16 protein-coding genes and 1 riboswitch are annotated in these 19,123 nt (G+C 61.9%); of the genes, 10 read left to right on the top strand and 6 right to left on the bottom strand.

What is annotated here, in order from left to right:
* The first annotated feature begins 60 nt into the window (after nt 1–60).
* Entirely contained in the window at nt 61–1,563 is a 1,503-nt protein-coding gene (glpK, locus tag ACVTFQ_RS09605) for a glycerol kinase GlpK (protein ID WP_111561977.1), read from the top strand.
* On the opposite strand, the gene ACVTFQ_RS09600 is transcribed toward glpK, so the two are convergent.
* Nucleotides 1,553–2,338: an IclR family transcriptional regulator gene (locus ACVTFQ_RS09600; protein ID WP_470423804.1), complete on the bottom strand. Its 786-nt coding sequence runs from the start codon at nt 2,336–2,338 to the stop codon at nt 1,553–1,555. The genes glpK and ACVTFQ_RS09600 overlap by 11 nt on opposite strands.
* Before the next feature lie 166 nt (nt 2,339–2,504).
* On the opposite strand from ACVTFQ_RS09600, the gene ACVTFQ_RS09595 reads away from it, so the two are divergent.
* The 5 genes from ACVTFQ_RS09595 to ACVTFQ_RS09575 all read left to right on the top strand — a co-directional run bounded on the left by ACVTFQ_RS09595 (nt 2,505) and on the right by ACVTFQ_RS09575 (nt 10,590).
* Complete coding sequence (locus ACVTFQ_RS09595) at nt 2,505–3,659, top strand: amidohydrolase (protein WP_111562246.1); 1,155 nt, start codon at nt 2,505–2,507, stop codon at nt 3,657–3,659.
* A 175-nt stretch (nt 3,660–3,834) separates the two neighbouring features.
* The gene (locus tag ACVTFQ_RS09590; RefSeq protein ID WP_111561975.1) at nt 3,835–5,274 is read left to right on the top strand and encodes an MFS transporter; all 1,440 of its coding nucleotides are present in this window, start codon (nt 3,835–3,837) and stop codon (nt 5,272–5,274) included.
* A 178-nt stretch (nt 5,275–5,452) separates the two neighbouring features.
* Nucleotides 5,453–7,993 carry a mechanosensitive ion channel domain-containing protein gene (locus ACVTFQ_RS09585; RefSeq protein WP_111561974.1) on the top strand — a complete coding sequence of 847 codons (2,541 nt, stop codon included), beginning with the start codon at nt 5,453–5,455 and terminating at the stop codon, nt 7,991–7,993.
* Between the two features lie 241 nt (nt 7,994–8,234).
* Nucleotides 8,235–9,065 (top strand): response regulator, encoded by an 831-nt coding sequence (locus ACVTFQ_RS09580; RefSeq protein WP_111561973.1) that lies wholly within the window; start codon nt 8,235–8,237, stop codon nt 9,063–9,065.
* 199 nt (nt 9,066–9,264) lie between these two features.
* A complete protein-coding gene (locus tag ACVTFQ_RS09575; protein WP_047505491.1) occupies nt 9,265–10,590 on the top strand; it encodes a diguanylate cyclase in 1,326 nt (441 codons plus the stop codon).
* A gap of 55 nt (nt 10,591–10,645) precedes the next feature.
* Here ACVTFQ_RS09575 and ACVTFQ_RS09570 read toward each other — a convergent pair whose 3' ends face one another.
* From ACVTFQ_RS09570 to ACVTFQ_RS09560, 3 genes are all read right to left on the bottom strand, one after another.
* Complete coding sequence (locus tag ACVTFQ_RS09570; protein ID WP_018900461.1) at nt 10,646–11,665, bottom strand: GlxA family transcriptional regulator; 1,020 nt, start codon at nt 11,663–11,665, stop codon at nt 10,646–10,648.
* 294 nt (nt 11,666–11,959) lie between these two features.
* On the bottom strand, nt 11,960–12,160 hold the full coding sequence (locus ACVTFQ_RS09565) for a hypothetical protein (protein ID WP_111561972.1): 201 nt from the start codon (nt 12,158–12,160) through the stop codon (nt 11,960–11,962).
* Nucleotides 12,161–12,238: 78 nt separating this feature from the next.
* Nucleotides 12,239–12,493: a hypothetical protein gene (locus ACVTFQ_RS09560; protein ID WP_111561971.1), complete on the bottom strand. Its 255-nt coding sequence runs from the start codon at nt 12,491–12,493 to the stop codon at nt 12,239–12,241.
* A 72-nt stretch (nt 12,494–12,565) separates the two neighbouring features.
* On the opposite strand from ACVTFQ_RS09560, the gene ACVTFQ_RS09555 reads away from it, so the two are divergent.
* Together ACVTFQ_RS09555 and ACVTFQ_RS09550 are read left to right on the top strand one after the other, a co-directional pair.
* A complete protein-coding gene (locus tag ACVTFQ_RS09555) occupies nt 12,566–13,507 on the top strand; it encodes a LysR family transcriptional regulator (RefSeq protein WP_181459226.1) in 942 nt (313 codons plus the stop codon).
* Between the two features lie 154 nt (nt 13,508–13,661).
* Nucleotides 13,662–13,817, top strand: a complete 156-nt coding sequence (locus ACVTFQ_RS09550; protein WP_047505485.1) for an entericidin domain-containing protein — start codon at nt 13,662–13,664, stop codon at nt 13,815–13,817.
* Nucleotides 13,818–13,823: 6 nt separating this feature from the next.
* Here the strand turns inward: ACVTFQ_RS09550 and ACVTFQ_RS09545 are convergent, their stop codons facing one another.
* Entirely contained in the window at nt 13,824–14,171 is a 348-nt protein-coding gene (locus ACVTFQ_RS09545; RefSeq protein WP_181459225.1) for a hypothetical protein, read from the bottom strand.
* 439 nt (nt 14,172–14,610) lie between these two features.
* Here ACVTFQ_RS09545 and ACVTFQ_RS09540 point away from each other — a divergent pair, with 439 nt between their 5' ends.
* Nucleotides 14,611–16,065 carry a cobyric acid synthase gene (locus tag ACVTFQ_RS09540; protein ID WP_111561969.1) on the top strand — a complete coding sequence of 485 codons (1,455 nt, stop codon included), beginning with the start codon at nt 14,611–14,613 and terminating at the stop codon, nt 16,063–16,065.
* Here ACVTFQ_RS09540 and ACVTFQ_RS09535 read toward each other — a convergent pair.
* Nucleotides 16,062–17,852: a chloride channel protein gene (locus ACVTFQ_RS09535; protein WP_018900664.1), complete on the bottom strand. Its 1,791-nt coding sequence runs from the start codon at nt 17,850–17,852 to the stop codon at nt 16,062–16,064. The two genes, ACVTFQ_RS09540 and ACVTFQ_RS09535, sit on opposite strands and share 4 nt — an antisense overlap.
* 246 nt (nt 17,853–18,098) lie before the next feature.
* Nucleotides 18,099–18,491: riboswitch (cobalamin riboswitch) on the top strand.
* A gap of 111 nt (nt 18,492–18,602) precedes the next feature.
* Between ACVTFQ_RS09535 and cobU the strand changes: the two genes are divergently transcribed.
* Nucleotides 18,603–19,121: a bifunctional adenosylcobinamide kinase/adenosylcobinamide-phosphate guanylyltransferase gene (cobU, locus tag ACVTFQ_RS09530; protein ID WP_111561968.1), complete on the top strand. Its 519-nt coding sequence runs from the start codon at nt 18,603–18,605 to the stop codon at nt 19,119–19,121.
* Nucleotides 19,122–19,123 lie beyond the last annotated feature (2 nt).

Below are 19,123 nucleotides of genomic sequence, written 5' to 3'. Positions count from 1 at the left end.
ATGTTGGCAACCTGCCGTTCGAGCGGCGGGAACGGTACTCCTATTCATTCGGAACACATCATGGGCGGGTTCATTCTGGCGATCGATCAGGGCACGACGTCGTCGCGGGCAATCATCTTCGACGACAGAATGACGATGGTCGCCTCGGCGCAAATGGACGTCCGGCAGCACTATCCGCAGGCGGGCTGGGTCGAACATGATGCCTGCGAGATATGGGAGAGCGTCGTCGCCACCGCGCGGCAGGCGATCGACAAGGCGGGCATCGCGGCTTCGGCGATCGCCGCGATCGGGATCACCAATCAGCGTGAAACGACCGTGGTGTGGGACCGCAAGACCGGCAGGCCGCTTTACAGGGCAATCGTCTGGCAGGACAGGCGGACCGCCGAGATCTGCGACAGTTTGAAGGCGGATGGCTACGAGAAGCTGGTTCGCGCCAAGACAGGGCTGCTGCTTGATCCCTATTTCTCCGGCACCAAGCTGCGCTGGCTGCTCGACAATGTCGATGGGCTGCGGGAGCGCGCTCGGATGGGCGGTGTTTGCTTCGGCACAATCGACAGCTGGCTGATCTTCAACCTGACGGGCGGGCGGGTTCACGCGACCGACGCAACGAACGCTTCGCGCACCATGCTCTACAACATCACCGATGCGACCTGGGACGACGAGCTTTTGGGCGTGCTCGCAATACCGGCGCCGCTGCTGCCTGACGTCAAGGATTGCGCTGACGATTTCGGGGCCACGGAAAGGTCTATCCTCGGAGCGGCAATCCCGATCCTGGGCGTTGCCGGAGACCAGCAGGCGGCGACGATCGGTAACGCCTGTTTCGATCCTGGCATGATGAAATCGACCTACGGGACGGGTTGCTTCGCGCTGCTCAACACAGGCCGGGATCGTGTCGCCTCGTCGAACCGGATGCTGACGACGATCGCTTATCGGCTGGACGGCGAAACGACCTATGCGCTCGAAGGGTCGATCTTCATCGCGGGTGCCGCCGTGCAATGGTTGCGCGATGGGCTCGGCCTCATTTCGCGTGCTTCCGACAGCGGCGCCTTGGCTGTTGCGGCCGATCATGGGCAACGCGTTTACATGGTGCCCGCATTCACCGGTCTCGGCGCGCCCTATTGGGATCCGCAGGCGCGCGGCGCGATCTTTGGATTGACCCGCAACAGCGGGCCGGCGGAGCTGGCGCATGCGGCGCTTGAATCGGTCGCCTACCAGACGCTGGACCTGCTGGTGGCCATGCGCAAGGATTGGGGCGAGCGTCGGATCGGGACCGTGCTCAGGGTCGATGGCGGCATGACGAATTCCGACTGGACGATGCAGCGCCTCGCCGACATCGTCGCCAATCCCGTGGATCGCTCCGCAGCGCAGGAGACGACGGCTCTCGGTGCTGCATGGCTTGCCGGGTCTCGGGCGAGTGTCTGGCCGGATCGCGCCGCTTTCGCGAAAGCATGGCACAGCGACCGCCAGTTCCTGCCGACGATGCCGGACACCGAACGACAGGCGAAGATCGCCGGCTGGCGTGATGCCGTATCGCGAACGCTTTCGCGCCCGCTCAGCCCGTGATCTTCACATCCGATCCGGCCAGCAATGAGAGGTCGCGCGCGGCCTGTTGCAGCATGACGATCGTCCCGTCGATATCGGGTGCGTCGGGCGCGTTGACCAGGCCGATATAGGGGCAGGTGAGGGCGGCGATGACGCGGCCGTCGGGGCCGAGGATCGGGGCCGACAGGTTGTGGACGCCGGCGGTCTGGGCGCTCGGCATCTTCTCGTAGCCGCGTTCGCGGATGTCGCTGAGGCGTTGGTAGAACTCCGGTCCCGGCCGCTTGGTCTTGGGATCGCGGGCGTGCTCGGCGATCATCATCTCGCGCTCTTCATCGGTGCGGAAGGCGAGCAACACGTGGCGGGAGCCGGTTTCGAGCAGGCTCATATGCGAGCCGACGCGGATCGAGATGCCCCAATAATTCGGCGCTTCGTGCTGGGCGATGACGACGGCGGAACCCCGATCGAAGACCACGAGATGGTTCGCCTGGCGGGTGCGTTGCGCGAGGTCGCGCATCAGCGGCATGGCGAATGAGGCGAGGCGGCGGGCAGGGGCGTGCAGCTGCGACAGGCCGAAGAGCTTGAGCGTCAGCGTGAAGCGATCTCCCTCAAGCTTGGTGACATATCCACGGCGCACGAGACGGTCGAGCATGCGGTAGAATTCGTTGGGGCTGCGGTCGAGGCGCTTGGCGATTTCCGCTTGGGTCAGCCCCTCCTCGACGCTCGCCAGAAGCTCGAGGATATCAAGCCCCTTGTCCAAGGCAGGCGCCCGGTACCGGTCGGCTTCATCCGCTTCCATGCTGTTCTCCTGTGAATATGCCTTTACATATACAAATAAGCCCTAGCCGAAAAGCGAAAGTTCGGCGGCGATCCCGGCAATCCGGGACAACTTCCCCGTTTCACGAAGCGGCTTGCTACCCATCTCTGGCGCACATAGCATGCAGCTGATTTGCAGGATGACGCCGATGTTTCTGACGCAGGAAGAGCTTTCAAATATCACCGCGTTTCGCCGCGAGCTTCACCGCTATCCCGAGGTGTCAGGCGAGGAGGTCGAAACCGCGCGCCGGGTGCAGGAAGCGCTGCTTCTGGCAAAGCCCGATCGGATCGTGTCGAGCCTTGGCGGCCACGGTGTCGCGGCGGTCTATGACGGGGCCATTCCGGGGCCGACGGTGCTTATCCGCTGCGAGCTCGATGGATTGCCGATCGAGGAGATCTCCGACGAGGAGTACCGGTCGACGATCCCGGGCAAGGGACATCTTTGCGGTCATGACGGGCACATGTCGATCCTGATGGCCGTTGCGACGGCGCTCGGGCAGAAGCGGCCGAACAAGGGGCGTGTGATCCTCCTGTTCCAGCCGGCCGAGGAGAATGGCGCCGGTGCCGCCGCGGTTCTCGCTGATCCTCAGTTCGCGACGCTGAAGCCCGATATGGGGCTGTCGCTGCATAATCTTCCGGGTGTGCCTTTGGGCCATGTGCTGCTGCGTGAAGGTCCGGTCAACTGCGCGTCGCGCGGGATGAAGATCGTACTCAACGGCAAGACCTCCCATGCCTCCTGCCCGGAGGATGGCGTTGCGCCGACATTCGCGCTCGCCAGTCTGCTTGGCGGCTTGACGGCGCTAGGGAGCGTCGCACCTGTCGGTCCCGACTTCGCGCTGGTGACCGTCACCCACGCCCGGCTCGGCGAGCCTGCCTTCGGTATCAGCCCCGGGCGGGCCGAGATATGGGCGACGTTGAGGACGCTGACCGACGAGCGCATGGCCGGGCTGGTGCAGCGCGCCGAGATGCTGGCGAAGAACGTGGCGGATGCGGCGGGACTGTCGATCGAGATCACATATGAGGATGTGTTTCATCAGTGCTTCAATTCGCCGGAAGCGGTGGATGCACTGCGGCGGGCGCTGGATGACGAGGGCGTCAGCCATCAGAGCGACAGCCGCCTGCTGCCGATGAAGGGTTCGGAGGACTTCGGGCTGTTTCGAACAGTCGCGCCATCAGCGATGTTCTTCCTCGGGTCGGGCGAAACGCATCCGCAACTGCACAACCCGGATTATGATTTTCCCGAGGCATTGATTCCGATCGGGGCCGGCGTGTTTTTGCGCGCGATCACCAATATCCTCGGCTGATGCTGCCGCAGATTTGATCGATGTCATGTGCGCCGGCTCATCGAAATTGCCCGCGCCGGTCGTTTTTCCCTTTCCCACTCGGCGGGATGGGCCTATCTACGATCGGGTCGACCGACGCCCCACGCCGCACGTGCTGTTGCCGGCCGTTTGATCCAGATTTCACATTGGCAGATTGATGACAGCAGTTGAGACGGTCGAGGCGGATGGTGACGCGGGCAGCGCGCGCCGTTCGAAAATAGTGGCGCTGGTCGTCGCGGTATCCTTCTTCATGCAGATCCTTGACGGCACGATCGTCACCACCTCGCTGCCGCAGATGGCGGCGAGCTTCGGTGTTCCCACGATATCGATGAGCATCGGCATCACCGTCTACATGCTGACCATGGCGGCATTCATTCCGCTGTCGGGCTGGCTTGGTGATCGCTATGGCGCACGGCGCGTCTTCATGGCGTCCATCGCCGTGTTCACCGTCGCCTCGCTGCTCTGCGGGCTTTCTGAGAATCTGACCGAATTCGTGCTTGCCCGTGCGGTCCAGGGCGCCGGTAGCGCGCTGATGACGCCAGTGGGGCGGATCATCGTGTTGAAGAACGCGCGCAAGTCCGAACTGGTGCAGGCCATCGCTTTGATTACGTGGCCGGCGCTGACGGCGCCCGTCATCGGGCCGCTGCTCGGAAGCGTCATCACCACCTATGCAAGCTGGCACTGGAACTTCCTGATCAATCTTCCGATCGGCGTTCTCGGCATGGCGCTCGTCTGGCGTTTCGTGCCGGAGCAGCGCGAGGAGGATGCCGGACGGCTCGACGTGCGTGGCTTTATCCTGAGCGGCGCCGGGTTGACGCTTCTTCTGGCGGCGCTGGAACTGTCGGCGAAATGGCATGGCGGTCTTTTGCCTGTCGGCGCCATGCTGGTTGCCGGTATCGTCCTGTCTTTCATGGCCTACCGGCATTTCATGCGGGTCGACAATCCGCTGCTCGACCTCTCTTCGTTCAAGGTCCAGACCTTTGCGATCGCCACCCTGTCGGCCGGAACGGCAAGCCGCACGTCCATCAACGCGCCGCCGTTTCTGCTGCCCCTGTTGTTCCAGCTTGGCTTTGGGCTGAGCTCGATCGAGGCGGGCATCTACCTGCTGGTCTATTTCCTCGGCAATCTGAGCATGAAGACGGTGACGACGCCGTTGCTTGCCCGTTTCGGCTTCCGGACGGTGCTTTTCTTCAACGGGTTGATCGCGGCGCTGACGATCGCGGCTTGCGGCTTTCTCGTGCCGGAGACGCCGCGTGTGGTGATCTATGCCCTGCTGTTCGTCACTGGCCTGTCGCGCTCCATGCAGTTTACTGCGCTCAACACGATTGCCTTTGCCGACATCAGCGGCGCGCAGCGAAGCTCGGCTTCGACCTTGTCGAGCATGCTGCAGCAGGTGTCGATGTTGCTGGGTGTCGCTATTGCGGCTGCCGTTCTCAACGTGTCGGCGGCGGTTCGCGGGCTTGGCGATCCCGGACTTGTCGATTTTCGCTGGGCTTTCGTTGTCATCGGCGCGATCGGCGTCGTGTCGACGCTGCGCTTTTTGCAATTGCCTCATGATGCCGGTGCCGAGGTTTCGGGGCACAAGCGTCAGCGGTAGTGCCTAGACGGTGATCCAGGTGCGGCCGATTTCCACGTCGCCGCCAGGACCGTGACGTGATAGCGAGGGCTCAGATGATTGCTTCGAGCCGCGTCGCCTTTCTGTCGCCTTTCTTTCCTATGAAAAGCGGGCGCTCGTTCTTACTACCAAAGTTGCTACCAAACCTGGCGGGGATACCTTGCGGCTGACACGTTTTCTGCTTCAGAGCCTATTGTTTGTCTCGCTGGCCATGGCCGGCGCTGGTTCCAGCCATGCGCAGACACCGCCGCCCGCCGCCCCGGCGCAGAGCGCTCAGCCGGCTGTCGAGCAGAACGCCGCCACGCAGAGCGGGCCGGGCGATCAGGCCGCCAAGCATATGGCCAAGGCGAAAGCCGATTTTGCGGCACTTCAGGAGAGCGTGAAGCAGAGCGTCGACGACGATGACGGGCTGGTAGCGCTGGCGGGGCGGGCCGATGAACTCAATCGCGGCGTTGCCGGGATTTCCGGCGGTATCACGCCGCGTCTTGATCAGATCAAGGCGCGCCTGGCCGAACTCGGCGAGCCGCCGAAGGAGGGGCAGCCGCCCGAGGCCGAGATCGTCGCCAACGAGCGGAATGCCTTGATGGCGGAGCGCGCGCAGCTCAACGTGGTGCAGGGTGACGCCGAAACGCTGACCGCCTCGCTCGGCCGGATGAGCAACCAGATCGCGGAACTGCGTCGCAAGCTGTTTGCCGCGACGCTGCTTCGCCGCAGCGACATTTCCGCCTCCGTGCTTGCCGACGCCGGCACCGCGTTTGTCCAGGAAGTGGGTGCGTTCCAGCAGGCGCTGGGCAGCTGGCTGGGCTTCGTGCTGAAGTTCAAGGCGTTTGCCTTTGCTGCGGCCATCTTCATGTCGCTCGCAACGGCGCTGATCCTTCTGTCGGGCAGCTACCGGCTCTTCGGGCACTATCTGCAGCGCAAGGAGAGCGATGAACCGCCCTCCTATATAAGCCGGCTGTCGATCGCCTTCTGGTCGACGCTGGTGAGGACGCTGTCGCTCGCGACGCTCCTGGTCACGTCCTATCTCTTCCTCGATAGCTTCAACGTTCTCAGACCCGACATCGCGCCCGTTGTGGCGGCGCTGTTCTCGACGATCGGCGTCATCTATTTCGTTCGGCGCTTCACCAATGCCGTATTCGCGCCACGCGATCCGCAGTGGCGTCTCGTCCGCCTGTCCAATCGTGGCGCGAGCTCGATCAGCGCCTGCCTATTGGCGATGGCGATCGTCCATGCGCTGGACTTCTTCTTCGGCAGCATCAGCGAATCGATGGGTTCGCCTCTGGTTCTGACCGTCGTCAGAAGCTGGATCGCGGCCTTGATCATCGGTCTGATCCTGATCGCGGCGTCCTTCGGGCGACCGATGATGGCGAAGAGCCGCGATCCCGATGCGCCCGGCCGGCATTGGCCGAAGGGGCTGGCGATCGTGCTTCGCGTGCTCGGCGGCGGTCTCATCTTCGCGGCGCTGACCGGTTATGTCGGTTTCGCGCGCTTCATCGCTTCGCAGCTGATCTTTACCGGCGCGATCGGCGTCACGACCTATATCGGCCTGCTCTCGGGCAAGGCGATTTCGCGAACGGAAACCTTCGGCGATACGCGGCCTGGCCAGTATCTGGCGACGCGCTTCAAGCTCGGGCCTGTCGTGATCGACCAGGTCGGGCTGCTCGTCGGCTTCTGCATCTATGGTGTGGCGCTGGCGACCGGTATTCCGCTTATCCTGCTGCTCTGGGGCTTCCATGTGCAGGACCTGCAGCTGATCGCCTACCGCCTGTTCACCGAGGTCAGGCTTGGCGGCATCAGCATTTCGCTGGTCGGCATACTCACGGGTATCCTGCTGTTCGCTGGCTGCTATCTCCTGACGCGCTGGATCCAGCGCTGGCTTGATAACAACGTCATGGCCCGCAGCCATGTCGACCTTGGCGTGCGCAACTCGGTCAAGACGGGCATCGGCTATCTGGGCGTCGGCATCGCGGCGCTGATCGGCGTGTCGGCCGCGGGTATCGATCTGTCGAGCTTCGCGCTGGTCGCCTCGGCACTGTCCGTCGGTATCGGTTTCGGCTTGCAGAACATCGTGTCGAACTTCGTGTCCGGCCTCATCCTGCTGGTCGAGCGGCCGTTCAAGGTTGGCGACCACGTCGTCTCGGGGACGGCCGAGGGTATCGTCAAGCGCATCTCGGTGCGTGCGACGGAGATCGAGACGTTCCGCAAGCAGTCGATCATCGTACCGAACTCGGAGCTGATCAACGCCAATGTCGGCAACTGGACCCATCGCAACAAGATGGGGCGCTCCGAAATCCCTGTTTCGGTGAGCTACGATTCCGATCCGCAGAAGGTGATGGATATCCTGCTCGAGCTGGTGAACGCCGTGCCGCTTGTGCTGCGCAATCCGGAGCCGCATGTCGAGTTCCTGCGCTTCGGTCCTTATTCGTTGGATTTCGAGTTGCGCTTCATGCTCGGCGACATGGGCGACGGGTTGAAGGTGCGCAATGATCTGAGGATCGCGATCCTCAAGCGTTTCCGCCAGGAGGCGATCGAAATCCCGCTGCCGCAGAGCGATGTGGTGTTTCACCGCCAGCCCGATACGGTCACGCCGGATGCGGCGATACTGGCGCCTGAGCCCGTGGCGGACGAACCAGTCGATAGCCGTGATATCGAGGAAGGTGATGGCAGGGTGCGCCGTCTTCGTGGGAAGTCTGAAGGCTAGATCAATGCGGGCACAGGCTCTGCTTGTGCTCGTTGTTGACTGCACGTGATGTAGTGAACCGATCACTAGGTTATAGATTACAACACGCTGAATAGTCCTTTAATCATGTTGCCAAGAAAGCCGCGCTCTTTGCGCCGGACGCTAGTTTGTCCGGTCAAGAACGTGTCCGTTTAATACTTATTCAAACACCCTGATGTAGCGATTTGAACCAAGCAGACGATTTTCTTCTTGGGGTTTTGAAATGGCTTTTTTGGGTATTTCCGGGATGCAGTATTCCGGTGGCACGTTTGAGAATGTACGTATTGTTGTCGCCGAAGACTCCAACGTCTTCACCTCGATGATCAGCAAGCGCCTGAAGGAGCTTTTCGACATCGAGGTCGAAATCTGCCGCAACTTCGAAGAGTTGCAGCTCTGCTACGACAAGTCCTCCCAGGAAATCACACTCGCCATTTCCAATATCAACCTGCCGGGCGCCGAAAACGGTGAGGCTTTGGAATATCTGGTGGATCTCAGTATCCCGACGATCGTGTTCACCGGCACCTTCCAGGAAGGCATGCGCGACAAGCTGGTCGCCAAGGAGATCGTCGACTACATCCTGAAGGACAATGTCTTCGCCGTCGATCTCCTGGCTGAATCCGTCTGCCGCTTCCTGACCAACCATCGTCACCACGTGCTGATCGTCGATGACAGCCCGACGGCGCGTGCGCTGCTGTCCAGCCGCCTCAAGCGCTACAATTTCCGCGTCAGCACGGCCGATAGCGGCGCCAAGGCGCTCGAAACCCTAAAGGCAAACCGCGATATCGGCCTGATGATTACCGACTACAACATGCCCGATATCGACGGCTTCGAGCTTACCCGCCGCATCCGTTCCAGTATCGGCTCGCATGAGCTGAGGATCATCGGGGTCTCGTCGTCTTCCAACCGTCTGCTCTCGGCGCGCTTCCTGAAGGCCGGCGGAAACGACTTCATGCTGCGTCCGTTCATCGACGAAGAGTTCTATTGCCGCGTCAATCAGAACCTCGACACGCTTCTGCAGATCCAGTCGATACAGCCGGTGCGCAAGAGCGCCTAAGCGGCCGCATCCGCTAATCCATGCACCGGGGTGCAGGCATCCCTCCCGGGAGTGTGATTGCACTCCCGGGAGTGCTGTCCACTCCCATACCCAACCGATGAAAATCGCTTTTCGCGCCCCGCCTGCGGTCTTTTGACCGGATGCGGCGCGGGACGCATTTTTGTTCGCCAGGCAAAGCCCAACAAGGCGGGTGACCGACATGAAATCAGACATTCTGCGTGAACGACAGGCCTCGCAACGCGAGGGGCGCACGGTTCTTCTGGTCGAGGATTCGCGCATGTTCTCGTCCGTGCTATCGCACCGTTTCGAGACGGAGCTCGGGTTGACGGTGACGCATTGCGGATCCCAGGAGGCGCTCGATGCAGCGCTTCTGGAGGCCGAGGATGGTTTCAGCATGGCAGTTGTCGGCCTCAATCTGCCCGGCGCGCGGGATGGAGAAGCGCTTGACCAGATTCTTGCGCATGACATCCCGGCCATCGTCTTTACCGGGTCGTTCAATGCCGACGTGCGCAACCGGATCACATCGCGCAATGTCATCGACTATGTCTTGAAGGATAACGAGTTTGCGCTCGACAATCTGATCGCCGCCGTGCGCCGCGCCATCTCCAACCGGAGAACGCGTGTCCTCGTCGTCGACGATATCGTTTCCGCCCGAAGTGCGCTCGTCGAGCTGCTGGAAGCGCAGCAGTTCAAGGTGTGTCAGGCCGGTACCGGCATCGAGGCGCTGGAGGTGCTGGAGAAGCACGCCGATATCGAGCTCGTTCTCACCGACCATCACATGCCCGACATGGACGGATACGAACTGACGCGGCGGATCCGCAATCGCTACAGCACCGAGCGGATCCGGGTGATCGGTATTTCCTCGTCGGGAGACCGCTTTCTGTCCGCGAGCTTTCTGAAGGCCGGCGCCAGCGATTTCGTCTATCGTCCGTTCGTGCCCGAGGAACTTCAATGTCGCATCTCGCACAATATCGAGACGCTGACGCAGATCAAACAGCTGCGGGCTGCAGCGGCGAGCGACTATCTGACCGGGCTCTACAACAGGCGTTATTTCTACGACCAGGGACCGCGGATCATCACGGAGTGTCTGCGCGGCTCGCGACCCGCCTCCGTCGCCGTTCTCGACATCGACCATTTCAAGCGGCTGAACGACACCTATGGCCACGAGATCGGCGACCGGGTGCTGAAGGCGGTTGCGATGCGGCTGCAGAGCGAATTTATCGGCACTGACAATCTCCTGTCGCGCGTGGGTGGCGAGGAGTTCGCTATGCTTTTCGCCGGGCTGGACTCAGCGGCCGCGACGGCGCTTTGCGACCGGGTGCGCGAGGAAATTCAAGCGCTGAAGATCGTGGCCGAGGACGAAGACATTTCTGTCACCGTCTCCATTGGCGTCGCCGAAATCGGCGGCTACGAGACGTTCGAGAACTATCTCAACGCCGCCGACCAGTATCTCTACATGGCCAAGCATCATGGGCGTAACCAGGTCTATTCCGACGCGCGCGTGGTGACGAACGCGGCGGAGTGATGTCGCATCCACGATAGCGGTTTACGGCCGCTATCGTGGACACTTGTCGTAAGGCTCAGGCCGCGATCGCCTGGCGCGCGGTCGCCATCGTCATCTTCCGCTCGGCGCGCTCCTGCTGCGGCGAGCGGTGGTAGAGTTCGCGATAACACTTGGAAAAGTGCGACGCGGACACGAAGCCGCAGGCAACAGCCACTTCGACAACAGGCATCGACGATTGCACCAGCAGATGACGGGCGCGATCAAGCCGGATTTCAAGATAATAGCGGGCAGGGGAACGACCCATTTCCTGGCGGAACAGGCGTTCGATCTGTCGGCGCGACAGGCCGGCGCCGTCGGCGATCTCCAGAAGCGACAGCGGCTCGGCGAGATTGCCTTCCATCAATTCGATGATCGACAGGACCTTGCCGTTCTGGACGCCGAGGCGGGCGCGCAGCGGCAGGCGCTGACGGTCGTGCGGGCTGCGTACGCGGTCGGTCAGATGCTGCTCGCAGACGCGGTTCACCAGCGTCTCGCCGAAATCCTCGCCGATAAGGTTGAGCATCATGTCGAGCGAGGCGGTGCCGCCGGCGCAGGTGTAGAGATTGCTGTCCACTTCGTAGAGATCGGCATAGACCTCCGCCTGCGGGAAGGCTTCGGAGAAGCCCGGCAGGTTTTCCCAGTGGATCGCGCAGCGCTTGCCATTCAGGAGACCGGCCTGGGCAAGCACATGCGCGCCCGTACAGAGGCTGCCGACGGCGACGCTGCGATTGTAGGATTCGCGCAACCACGCATTGACGGACTTGTTGTTGAATTCCTCGACGTCGATGCCGGAACAGACCAGCACCATGCTCGGGCGGTTCTCGCCGCCGAGGTTGCGACGCTCGTCGGCCAGCGACGTGTTGGCCTCGACGCCGATGCCGCAGGAGGAATAGACCTTTTCGCCATCCACCGATGTCAGGCGCCAGGTATAGGCCTGGTAGCCCAGCATGCGGTTGGCGATGCGCAGCGTATCGATCGCGGCCGAAAAGGGCAGCATCGTAAACTGCGGTACCATGAAGAAGACGATGGAGCGTTTCTTATGCGACATCTTGCTCATGCGAGAAATCCATGATGGAGGGCCAATGCGCTATTGGTGCTTGGATTGCGCCGCTTAGATATTCAGAAAGCGACATTCTCATGGAAAAATGCGGCCGCAAAGAGCAAAAATGCGACATTGCTTGAATTGACGTCGGTCAATTGGCTTTTCACAAGAACAAATGTTCGCCAAAAGCCCCTTTTAGAAATACATGTTCCTGATATTCAAGATTAAATCACGAGGGGCCTAAAACGACGAAAGCGGCGCTGCGGGTAAGCAGGCGCCGCTCTCATGCGGGGAGGTATGTCGCATCCATTACATCGCCTTGTGGTCGTCTACATTATCCGCCGACGGCCAGCCGAAATCCTTGCGCATGTCGATCGGCATGGCTTCGATTTCGCGTGCGGCCTGCCACTGATGCCATGCGCGCGCAACCTTGCGGGCATAGGCTGACAGGGAGTGGTCATGATGAGCCACATGGGGCAGCTTGTTGTCTCTGAAGGTGATCGTGGTCATGTCGAATGTCCTTTCTCGTATCGACCGACGTCTCTCGGTTGTGAATTCGTTGTTACTGATATGGTCCTTTGTGGCCCATCAATCAAACGAATAGAGTTTATGGCTATCATCAATCATTTTGAATGATTGGCCGATCATGTGGATCGGGCAGCCGATGGCGCTGACGATCACGACGGTGATGCCCGCTGGCGCATACCGGCGCGGCACGTTTACGTCGGCGGCAAGGTGGCCGGGCTGGCGGGCGATCTGCTCGATGGCGGTGCGTCGCATCGCCAGAACGCGGCGGCGGGCGATGAAGTCGCGCAGGCTCTCTATCAGGGTTCGAGTGGTCATCGGTTTGTCTCCTTCATCGAAGTGATCCGATGCCAACCAGATTGAACCTTGGTTGACTTTCAATCAAACAAAATGATATTGTGTTATGTATCAAGAAAATTGAAAGATGAGATGATGACAGCTCCGCTTCGCCGTCCCATTCCGCTCCTCGACAACGATGTGCTGCGCACCTTCGTGGCGATCGCCGAGACCGGCAATTTTTCAACGGCTGCCGAAGCCGTCTTCCGAACGCCGTCGGCCGTGTCCATGCAGATCAAGAAACTCGAGGAGCAGCTCGGCGCGACGCTGTTTCTGCGCGACGCGCGCTCGGTTTCGCTGACGCAGCATGGCGAGGTTCTGCTGTCGTACGCGCGCAACATGCTTGCTCTCTCCAATGAGGCCGTGTCGCGCTTCATCATGCCGGAGCTGAGCGGCGTCGTGCGGCTGGGCGCGCCGGAGGATATCGGGGAGCGCATCCTGCCCGGCATCCTGAAGAATTTTGCCGAGAATTTTCCCGGTATCATGGTTGATGTGACCATCGACATGAGCCTGGGGCTTCGCAAGCGCATGGAGGAGCAGAGGCTCGATCTGGCGCTGATCAACTGCGCCACGCGCCCGCTGCCGACCGATGGCGAGATCGTCTATCGCGAGCGACTGGTCTGGGCCGGGGCCAAATGCGGCACCGCGCATCGCCGCGAGCCGCTGCCGATCTCCATCTGGGAAGAGGGATGCATCTGGCGGCTTGAGGCGCTTGCGCAGCTCGAGCGGATGAAACGGGATTTCCGCGTGGCGTTTCTCAGCGGCCACACGATGGCGCAGCGCGCCGCCGTGGTCTCCGATCTCGCCATCGCGCCGCTGCCACGCTCCTATGTCGGAGAAGATATGGAAATCCTCGGCGCGCAGGACGGGCTGCCCGAGCTCGGCTCCTTCGATATCCGCCTGTTGACCATCTCGCAGATGACCGCGCCTATGAAAACGGTGGCCGAAAGCATCCGGCTTGCGTTCAGCGAAAAAGCCAAGGCGATCGCCGCCTGAAGGTCATCCGGGCACGAGGTTCGTGCCCGGCTAATATCGTTCATTTAAAAAAGAAAAGTCCGGCTGAAACCTTTTTGGGTTCAGTGCGTTATCAGCGCGCAGCAGTCGTGCGACTGGCTGCGGAGAGCGGTTTTTAAACAAGGGATTTCCGACTATGACCACCACGGTAAAGATTGGTGCTGCCATCATGCTTCTGTTCACTCTGGCCTCTTGCGCCAACACCATCCGTGGCGTCGGTCGCGATACGGCGAACGCCGTCAACGCCACGCAGGATGCTGGACGCAACGTCAATCACGCCGCGCAGCGCTAAGCCGGCTCAGATCTTCGCCTGCGGATAAGCTTTCTCCAGCCCACCCGATGCCGTCAGGCCCTTGCGGAAGGCGGCATAGGTCGGATGCTGGCTGGACTTGGAAGCTTCCATCAAACGAATCTGGAGACGCGGCGGTGCTGCGTCCCCAACCCATTTTCCCAATGCCTCGAGCTTCAGCGTGTTCAGGAACGGTGCGCGCGACGCATTGTCGAGGTGGCGATGGATGCCATCTAGCAGGCTGTCGTCCTGCGCCGGGTTTTCCATGATCAGCCCAAGATAGGACTTGTCCTGTTCGCCCAGCGCGGAAAACTTGGCGGCGATCGTCTCGGAATCGGGAAACGGGGCTGAGGTCATCGTCATTCTCCATGTCGTGTCATTCGTCGCTTGACGCGGCGAGTCGTCTTTGGCGACTTATATGCAAGGTGCTTGCTTGCGGAAACCTGTCGCCCGTGCGGCAGCCTGTCTCAACCCGCTCATATCGTTGCCGAAACAAAATCGCCAAAAGGGCGCGAATTCATATTTGGTTAAGTGCTCACTAACCATCCGGTAACAATGTGGCGCTAAGAATAGCGACGTGGCGGGGGACAACCGCTGCTTCTCCGGATCAGGTACTGCGTCCCGGGGAACGTGAGCTTCGCCGTGTATGGGCAAAGCGCCAGCGTATTTCGGCAAGCCGCGCGACCTCGGGTCTGCGCGGCTTTCGCATTTAGAACGGTTGCGATCGGGCTGTTGCGATTGACCGGGGCTGAAACGCCGTTGTACGCCGTCTTCAGTTTTGAGGAGCGCCGCGTCAATGACCAAAGCCATCATGCTGCAAGGAACCGGCTCGGATGTCGGCAAGACGGTGCTCGTCGCCGGCCTTTGCCGGCTGGCGGCCAATCGTGGCATCTCGGTGCGCCCGTTCAAGCCGCAGAACATGTCGAACAATGCCGCCGTCGCCGATGATGGCGGCGAGATCGGGCGGGCGCAGTGGCTGCAGTCGATGGCAGCGCGGGTGCCGTCTTCCGTGCACATGAACCCGGTGCTCTTGAAACCGCAATCGGATGTCGGCAGCCAGATCATCGTGCAGGGCAAGGTCTGGGGGCAGGCCAAGGGCCGCGACTATCAGCGGCTGAAGCCGCAATTGCTCGACTATGTCACCGAGAGCTTTCAGAGGATTTCGCGCGGGGCCGATCTCGTCATCGTCGAGGGGGCGGGGTCGCCGGCCGAGATCAATCTGCGGCCGGGCGATATCGCCAATATGGGGTTTGCGACGCGCGCCGGCGTGCCCGTGGTTCTCGTCGGGGATATCGATCGTGGCGGTGTGATCGCCTCGCTGGTCGGGACGCACACGATCTTGTCCGACGAGGATCGGGCGATGATCTCGGGCTATATCATCAACAAGTTTCGCGGCGACGTGTCGTTGTTCGACGACGGGATCGCTGCTGTCGGGCGTTTCACAGGCTGGCCCTGTTTCGGCGTCGTGCCGTGGCTGAAGGCCGCCTCACGGCTGCCCGCCGAGGATTCGGTGGCGCTGGAGCGGCTGTCGCGGGGGCAGGCCGGGGCGCTGAAGATCGCGGTTCCCGTGTTGCCGCGGATCGCGAATTTCGACGATCTCGATCCGTTGCTGGCGGAGCCGGATGTGGAGCTGGTGTTCGTTCGTGCCGGTGAACGGTTGCCTGCCGATGCGCAGCTGATCATTCTTCCTGGGTCGAAATCGACCATTTCCGATCTTGCGGATTTCAGGGCTCAAGGCTGGGATACGGAACTTGCCGCGCATGTCAGGCGCGGTGGACGGGTCATCGGAATCTGCGGCGGTTACCAGATGCTAGGGCGCGTGGTGCGTGATCCGCTGGGCATCGAGGGGAGCGTGCGTGAGATCGGGGGCCTAGGGCTGCTCGACGTCGAGACCGTCATGGACGCGGAGAAGACGGTGCGCAACAGCGCGGCGGTTTCGGCGGAGAATGGCGAGGCACTCTCGGGCTACCAGATCCATCTCGGGATCACCGAAGGCGCCGACCGCGTGCGCCCCTTCGCGATCGTCGACGGCAAGCCTGATGGCGCGATATCCGGGGACGGGCGGGTCGTTGGGACGTATCTGCACGGGCTGTTTGCCAGTGACGGCTACCGGTCCCGGCTGCTTGCAAGCTTCGGCCTCACAGGCCAAAGCCGCGACTATCGCGCCGGCGTCGAGCAGGCGCTTGACGAGGTTGCCGCCGCGCTGGAAACGCATCTGGACAAGCGCTGGCTGGACAACCTGTTGGGTTAGATTTCGCCCGAGACCTCGCGGCGGCGGCGGTCCAGTTCTTCGCTGTAACGGCGCAGCGTGTGGGCTTCGCTGAGCTGGCCGACCACGGTGCGCTCGACGAGGTTGTTGACGACGGCGAGCGCTTCGCTCTCGGTCTTGTCGAAGATCGCCGCGGCCTGCTTGGCGTTCATCTGCGGCGTCAGGAAGTCGTTGCGGTAGCGTACGAATTCGTCGAGGCCCTTGCTCTCGTCGGCGGTGTCGGTGAGGTTGGCGTAGATATCGGGCACGAGCACGAGGCCGGCATATTTGCCGCTGTCCTCGACCAAGATCACGCGCTGGGCCGAGCCGATCGGGAAGCTTTCCTTGAATTGCTCGATGCTGATGCCGACCTTCGCGGTCTTGACGTCGGCGCGCATCAGCTTGTTGACCGTCAGATTGCGGATCCAGCCGACATCGTGGGCGCTGCGGATGCTTTCGCCGCGCAGGTGAAAACGCCATGTCGCGAAGGAGTAGCCGAAGGTGCTGCGCACGACCAGCGACGAGGTGATGACGGCGGCCAAGACCAGCGCCGTGATCGGGAAGTCGCCTGTGATTTCGAGCGCCAGGAAGGTCATGGTCAGCGGCCCGCCGATGACGGCGACGGCAAGCGAGCTCATGCCGACGACGGCGTAGATGATCGGCGTCAGCGTTGCGTGCGCGAAGTAGGGAGCCGAATAGGCGAAGAACTTGCCAAGCAGCGCGCCCATGAACAGCGAGGCGAAGAACAGGCCGCCACGGAAGCCGGAGCCGATCGAGATCGCTGATGCCAGCGCCTTGAGCAGGAAAAGTCCGATCAGCACGGGAATCACGACTTCACGGTCGAGATTGAGATGCAGCGCGCCATGGCCTGCCGACAGCACCTGCGGTGTCACCAGCGCGAGCAGCCCAACGATGATGCCGCCAAGCGCCGGGCGGAAGGGGAGCGCGATCGAGCTGCGGCGTGCGAGCTCCTCGATAAAGGCGACGCCCTGCATGATCAGGATGCCGATGCCGGCGCAGAAGGCGCCGAGCAGGATGGCCGGCACGTAATCGGCCGGCATGACGGTGCCGAAATCGCCGACATCGATGATGAAGTCGCTGCCGGCCAGCAGCCGGGCGACCAGCGTGGAGACGAGCGCCGACACGACGACCGGTGTGAGCGACACGATCGTGTAAGTGCCGATGATCAGCTCGAAGGCGTAGAAGGCACCCGTGAGCGGCGCGTTGAAGGCGGCCGCGATAGCGCCGGCGGCGCCGCAGCCGACGAGAACGCGCAGGTCGGCGCGGCGCAGCTGCAGCTTGAAGCCGAGCTTCGAGGCGATGCCGGACGCCAACTGCGTGTAGCCGGCTTCGAGGCCGACGGATGCGCCGAAGCCGTTGGAGATCAGGTTCTGGATCGCGACGATGATGCTGTCGGTCAAGGACAGGCGGCCGCCATGCAGCGCGTTGGCCTCGATCGGGTCGACCATCGGCTTCTTGCGGGTCTTCGCCAGCACATACATCAGAAGACCGAGAAGGATGCCGCCGCAGACGGGGGCCGCCATCAGCAGGAACTTGTCGTCGATCTGAGAGGAGCTCAAACGCTCGACATCGCTGATCCCGAAGATCAGACTGTGCATCTCGCGCGAAATCAGGCTCATGCCGGTGACGGCGAGGCCAGACGTGACGCCGATCAGCGCGCCGGCCAGCACCATGCCCATTTCGCTGCGCCTCAGGAGCGCGCGCATGCGCCCCGCATCGAGCAGTGTGTGTAGCGGGCCGAGCCGTCTAAGATTGATTTTCAGGCGCATGATGGGGAAACTAGGCGGGCGAAAGCCCGTTCAAGGGTGGCGAAGGAGGGGACATTTGCGGTGCTGCGCCGCATGCGCTGCAAATGCGGCAAAAACCCGGCTGACGCAACAAGTTTTTATGACATTAAGTGCCTGATTATAGACGATAAATTTGGTAGAGATGATCGTCTTGAGGGTTGATGTCAATCAATTTGGCTGGTGGCCGCGATTGGCGGTCGATTGACTTCGCTGTCGCGCTTGCCTAACCATGGATCGATAACGGATGGTTCCGGATCGCCAAAAGCGGTGCGGATGAAAAGGGAATGTGACGGGGTGGACCCAACCAGGGCGCCTTCATCACAGCCGACCCCGCGACTGTAGAGCGGTCAGGGTCTTCCGTCCGGCGTCGGATGTTCTCTTGCCGGCTGCCTGCGTGGTGCAGGCGGGCGAGGGGCGGAAGACGGCGGAAAAGCCACTGGCAATGCAAGCCATGATCAACCGGGGTTGGACGCCTCTAAATCTACGAATCGTCCGCCTTTTCATGATTGCAGCCGGGAAGGCGAGGAAGAACCGATGGCACGATCGGGATGGCCTGCGTGGCTATCCCGATCGTCGCCTGGACCCGCGAGCCAGGAGACCTGCCAATCGTGCCGGGCGCAAAGCCCAACCCTGGGCAAATGTGCCCAATGCCAGCACGGAGGTTGTCATGGCAGACAATGAGATTTTGGCGTCGGCGTCAGGCCGGACGCGCTCCTGTGAAGTCGTCCACGCATGACGACGGTATCCTCTACGCTTATTTTAGGTGGCGCCCGTTCCGGCAAGTCGCGCTTTGCCGAGCAGCTCGTCATCGACAGCGGCCTCGAGCGCCACTACATCGCCACCGGCCGCGCCTGGGACGAGGAGATGCGTGCACGGATCGAGCAGCACAAGGCCGATCGCGGCGACCTCTGGACGACGCATGAGGAACCGCTCGATCTCGCAGGCCGGCTTGCCGCGATCGATGGCGAGGGGCGGGCGGTGCTTGTCGATTGCCTGACGCTCTGGGTCACCAATCTGATGATGGATGAGCGCGACATGGCGGCGGCGTTCGCGGCACTGGCCGCCTATCTGCCTCAGGCGAAGGCGCGCCTCGTCATCGTTTCCAATGAAGTCGGCCTCGGCATCGTGCCCGAGAACCGCATGGCGCGCGAGTTTCGCGACCATGCCGGGCGACTGCACCAGATGATCGCGGCGGTCGCCGCGGATGTGTATTTTATCGCGGCGGGACTGCCGCTGAAAATGAAGGGTTGAAT

Source organism: Rhizobium sp. O111 (assembly GCF_055616315.1).
This window is presented reverse-complemented; position numbering and strand designations above follow the sequence as displayed.

Bases quoted from the DNA above. Each gene is read 5' to 3' on its own strand.
- glpK (WP_111561977.1), top strand. From the start codon at position 61: ATGGGCGGGTTCATTCTGGCGATCGATCAGGGCACGACGTCGTCGCGG.
- ACVTFQ_RS09600 (WP_470423804.1), bottom strand. From the start codon at position 2,338: ATGGAAGCGGATGAAGCCGACCGGTACCGGGCGCCTGCCTTGGACAAG.
- ACVTFQ_RS09595 (WP_111562246.1), top strand. From the start codon at position 2,505: ATGTTTCTGACGCAGGAAGAGCTTTCAAATATCACCGCGTTTCGCCGC.
- ACVTFQ_RS09590 (WP_111561975.1), top strand. From the start codon at position 3,835: ATGACAGCAGTTGAGACGGTCGAGGCGGATGGTGACGCGGGCAGCGCG.
- ACVTFQ_RS09580 (WP_111561973.1), top strand. From the start codon at position 8,235: ATGGCTTTTTTGGGTATTTCCGGGATGCAGTATTCCGGTGGCACGTTT.
- ACVTFQ_RS09575 (WP_047505491.1), top strand. From the start codon at position 9,265: ATGAAATCAGACATTCTGCGTGAACGACAGGCCTCGCAACGCGAGGGG.
- ACVTFQ_RS09570 (WP_018900461.1), bottom strand. From the start codon at position 11,665: ATGAGCAAGATGTCGCATAAGAAACGCTCCATCGTCTTCTTCATGGTA.
- ACVTFQ_RS09565 (WP_111561972.1), bottom strand. From the start codon at position 12,160: ATGACCACGATCACCTTCAGAGACAACAAGCTGCCCCATGTGGCTCAT.
- ACVTFQ_RS09560 (WP_111561971.1), bottom strand. From the start codon at position 12,493: ATGACCACTCGAACCCTGATAGAGAGCCTGCGCGACTTCATCGCCCGC.
- ACVTFQ_RS09555 (WP_181459226.1), top strand. From the start codon at position 12,566: ATGATATTGTGTTATGTATCAAGAAAATTGAAAGATGAGATGATGACA.
- ACVTFQ_RS09550 (WP_047505485.1), top strand. From the start codon at position 13,662: ATGACCACCACGGTAAAGATTGGTGCTGCCATCATGCTTCTGTTCACT.
- ACVTFQ_RS09545 (WP_181459225.1), bottom strand. From the start codon at position 14,171: ATGACCTCAGCCCCGTTTCCCGATTCCGAGACGATCGCCGCCAAGTTT.
- ACVTFQ_RS09540 (WP_111561969.1), top strand. From the start codon at position 14,611: ATGACCAAAGCCATCATGCTGCAAGGAACCGGCTCGGATGTCGGCAAG.
- ACVTFQ_RS09535 (WP_018900664.1), bottom strand. From the start codon at position 17,852: ATGCGCCTGAAAATCAATCTTAGACGGCTCGGCCCGCTACACACACTG.
- cobU (WP_111561968.1), top strand. From the start codon at position 18,603: ATGACGACGGTATCCTCTACGCTTATTTTAGGTGGCGCCCGTTCCGGC.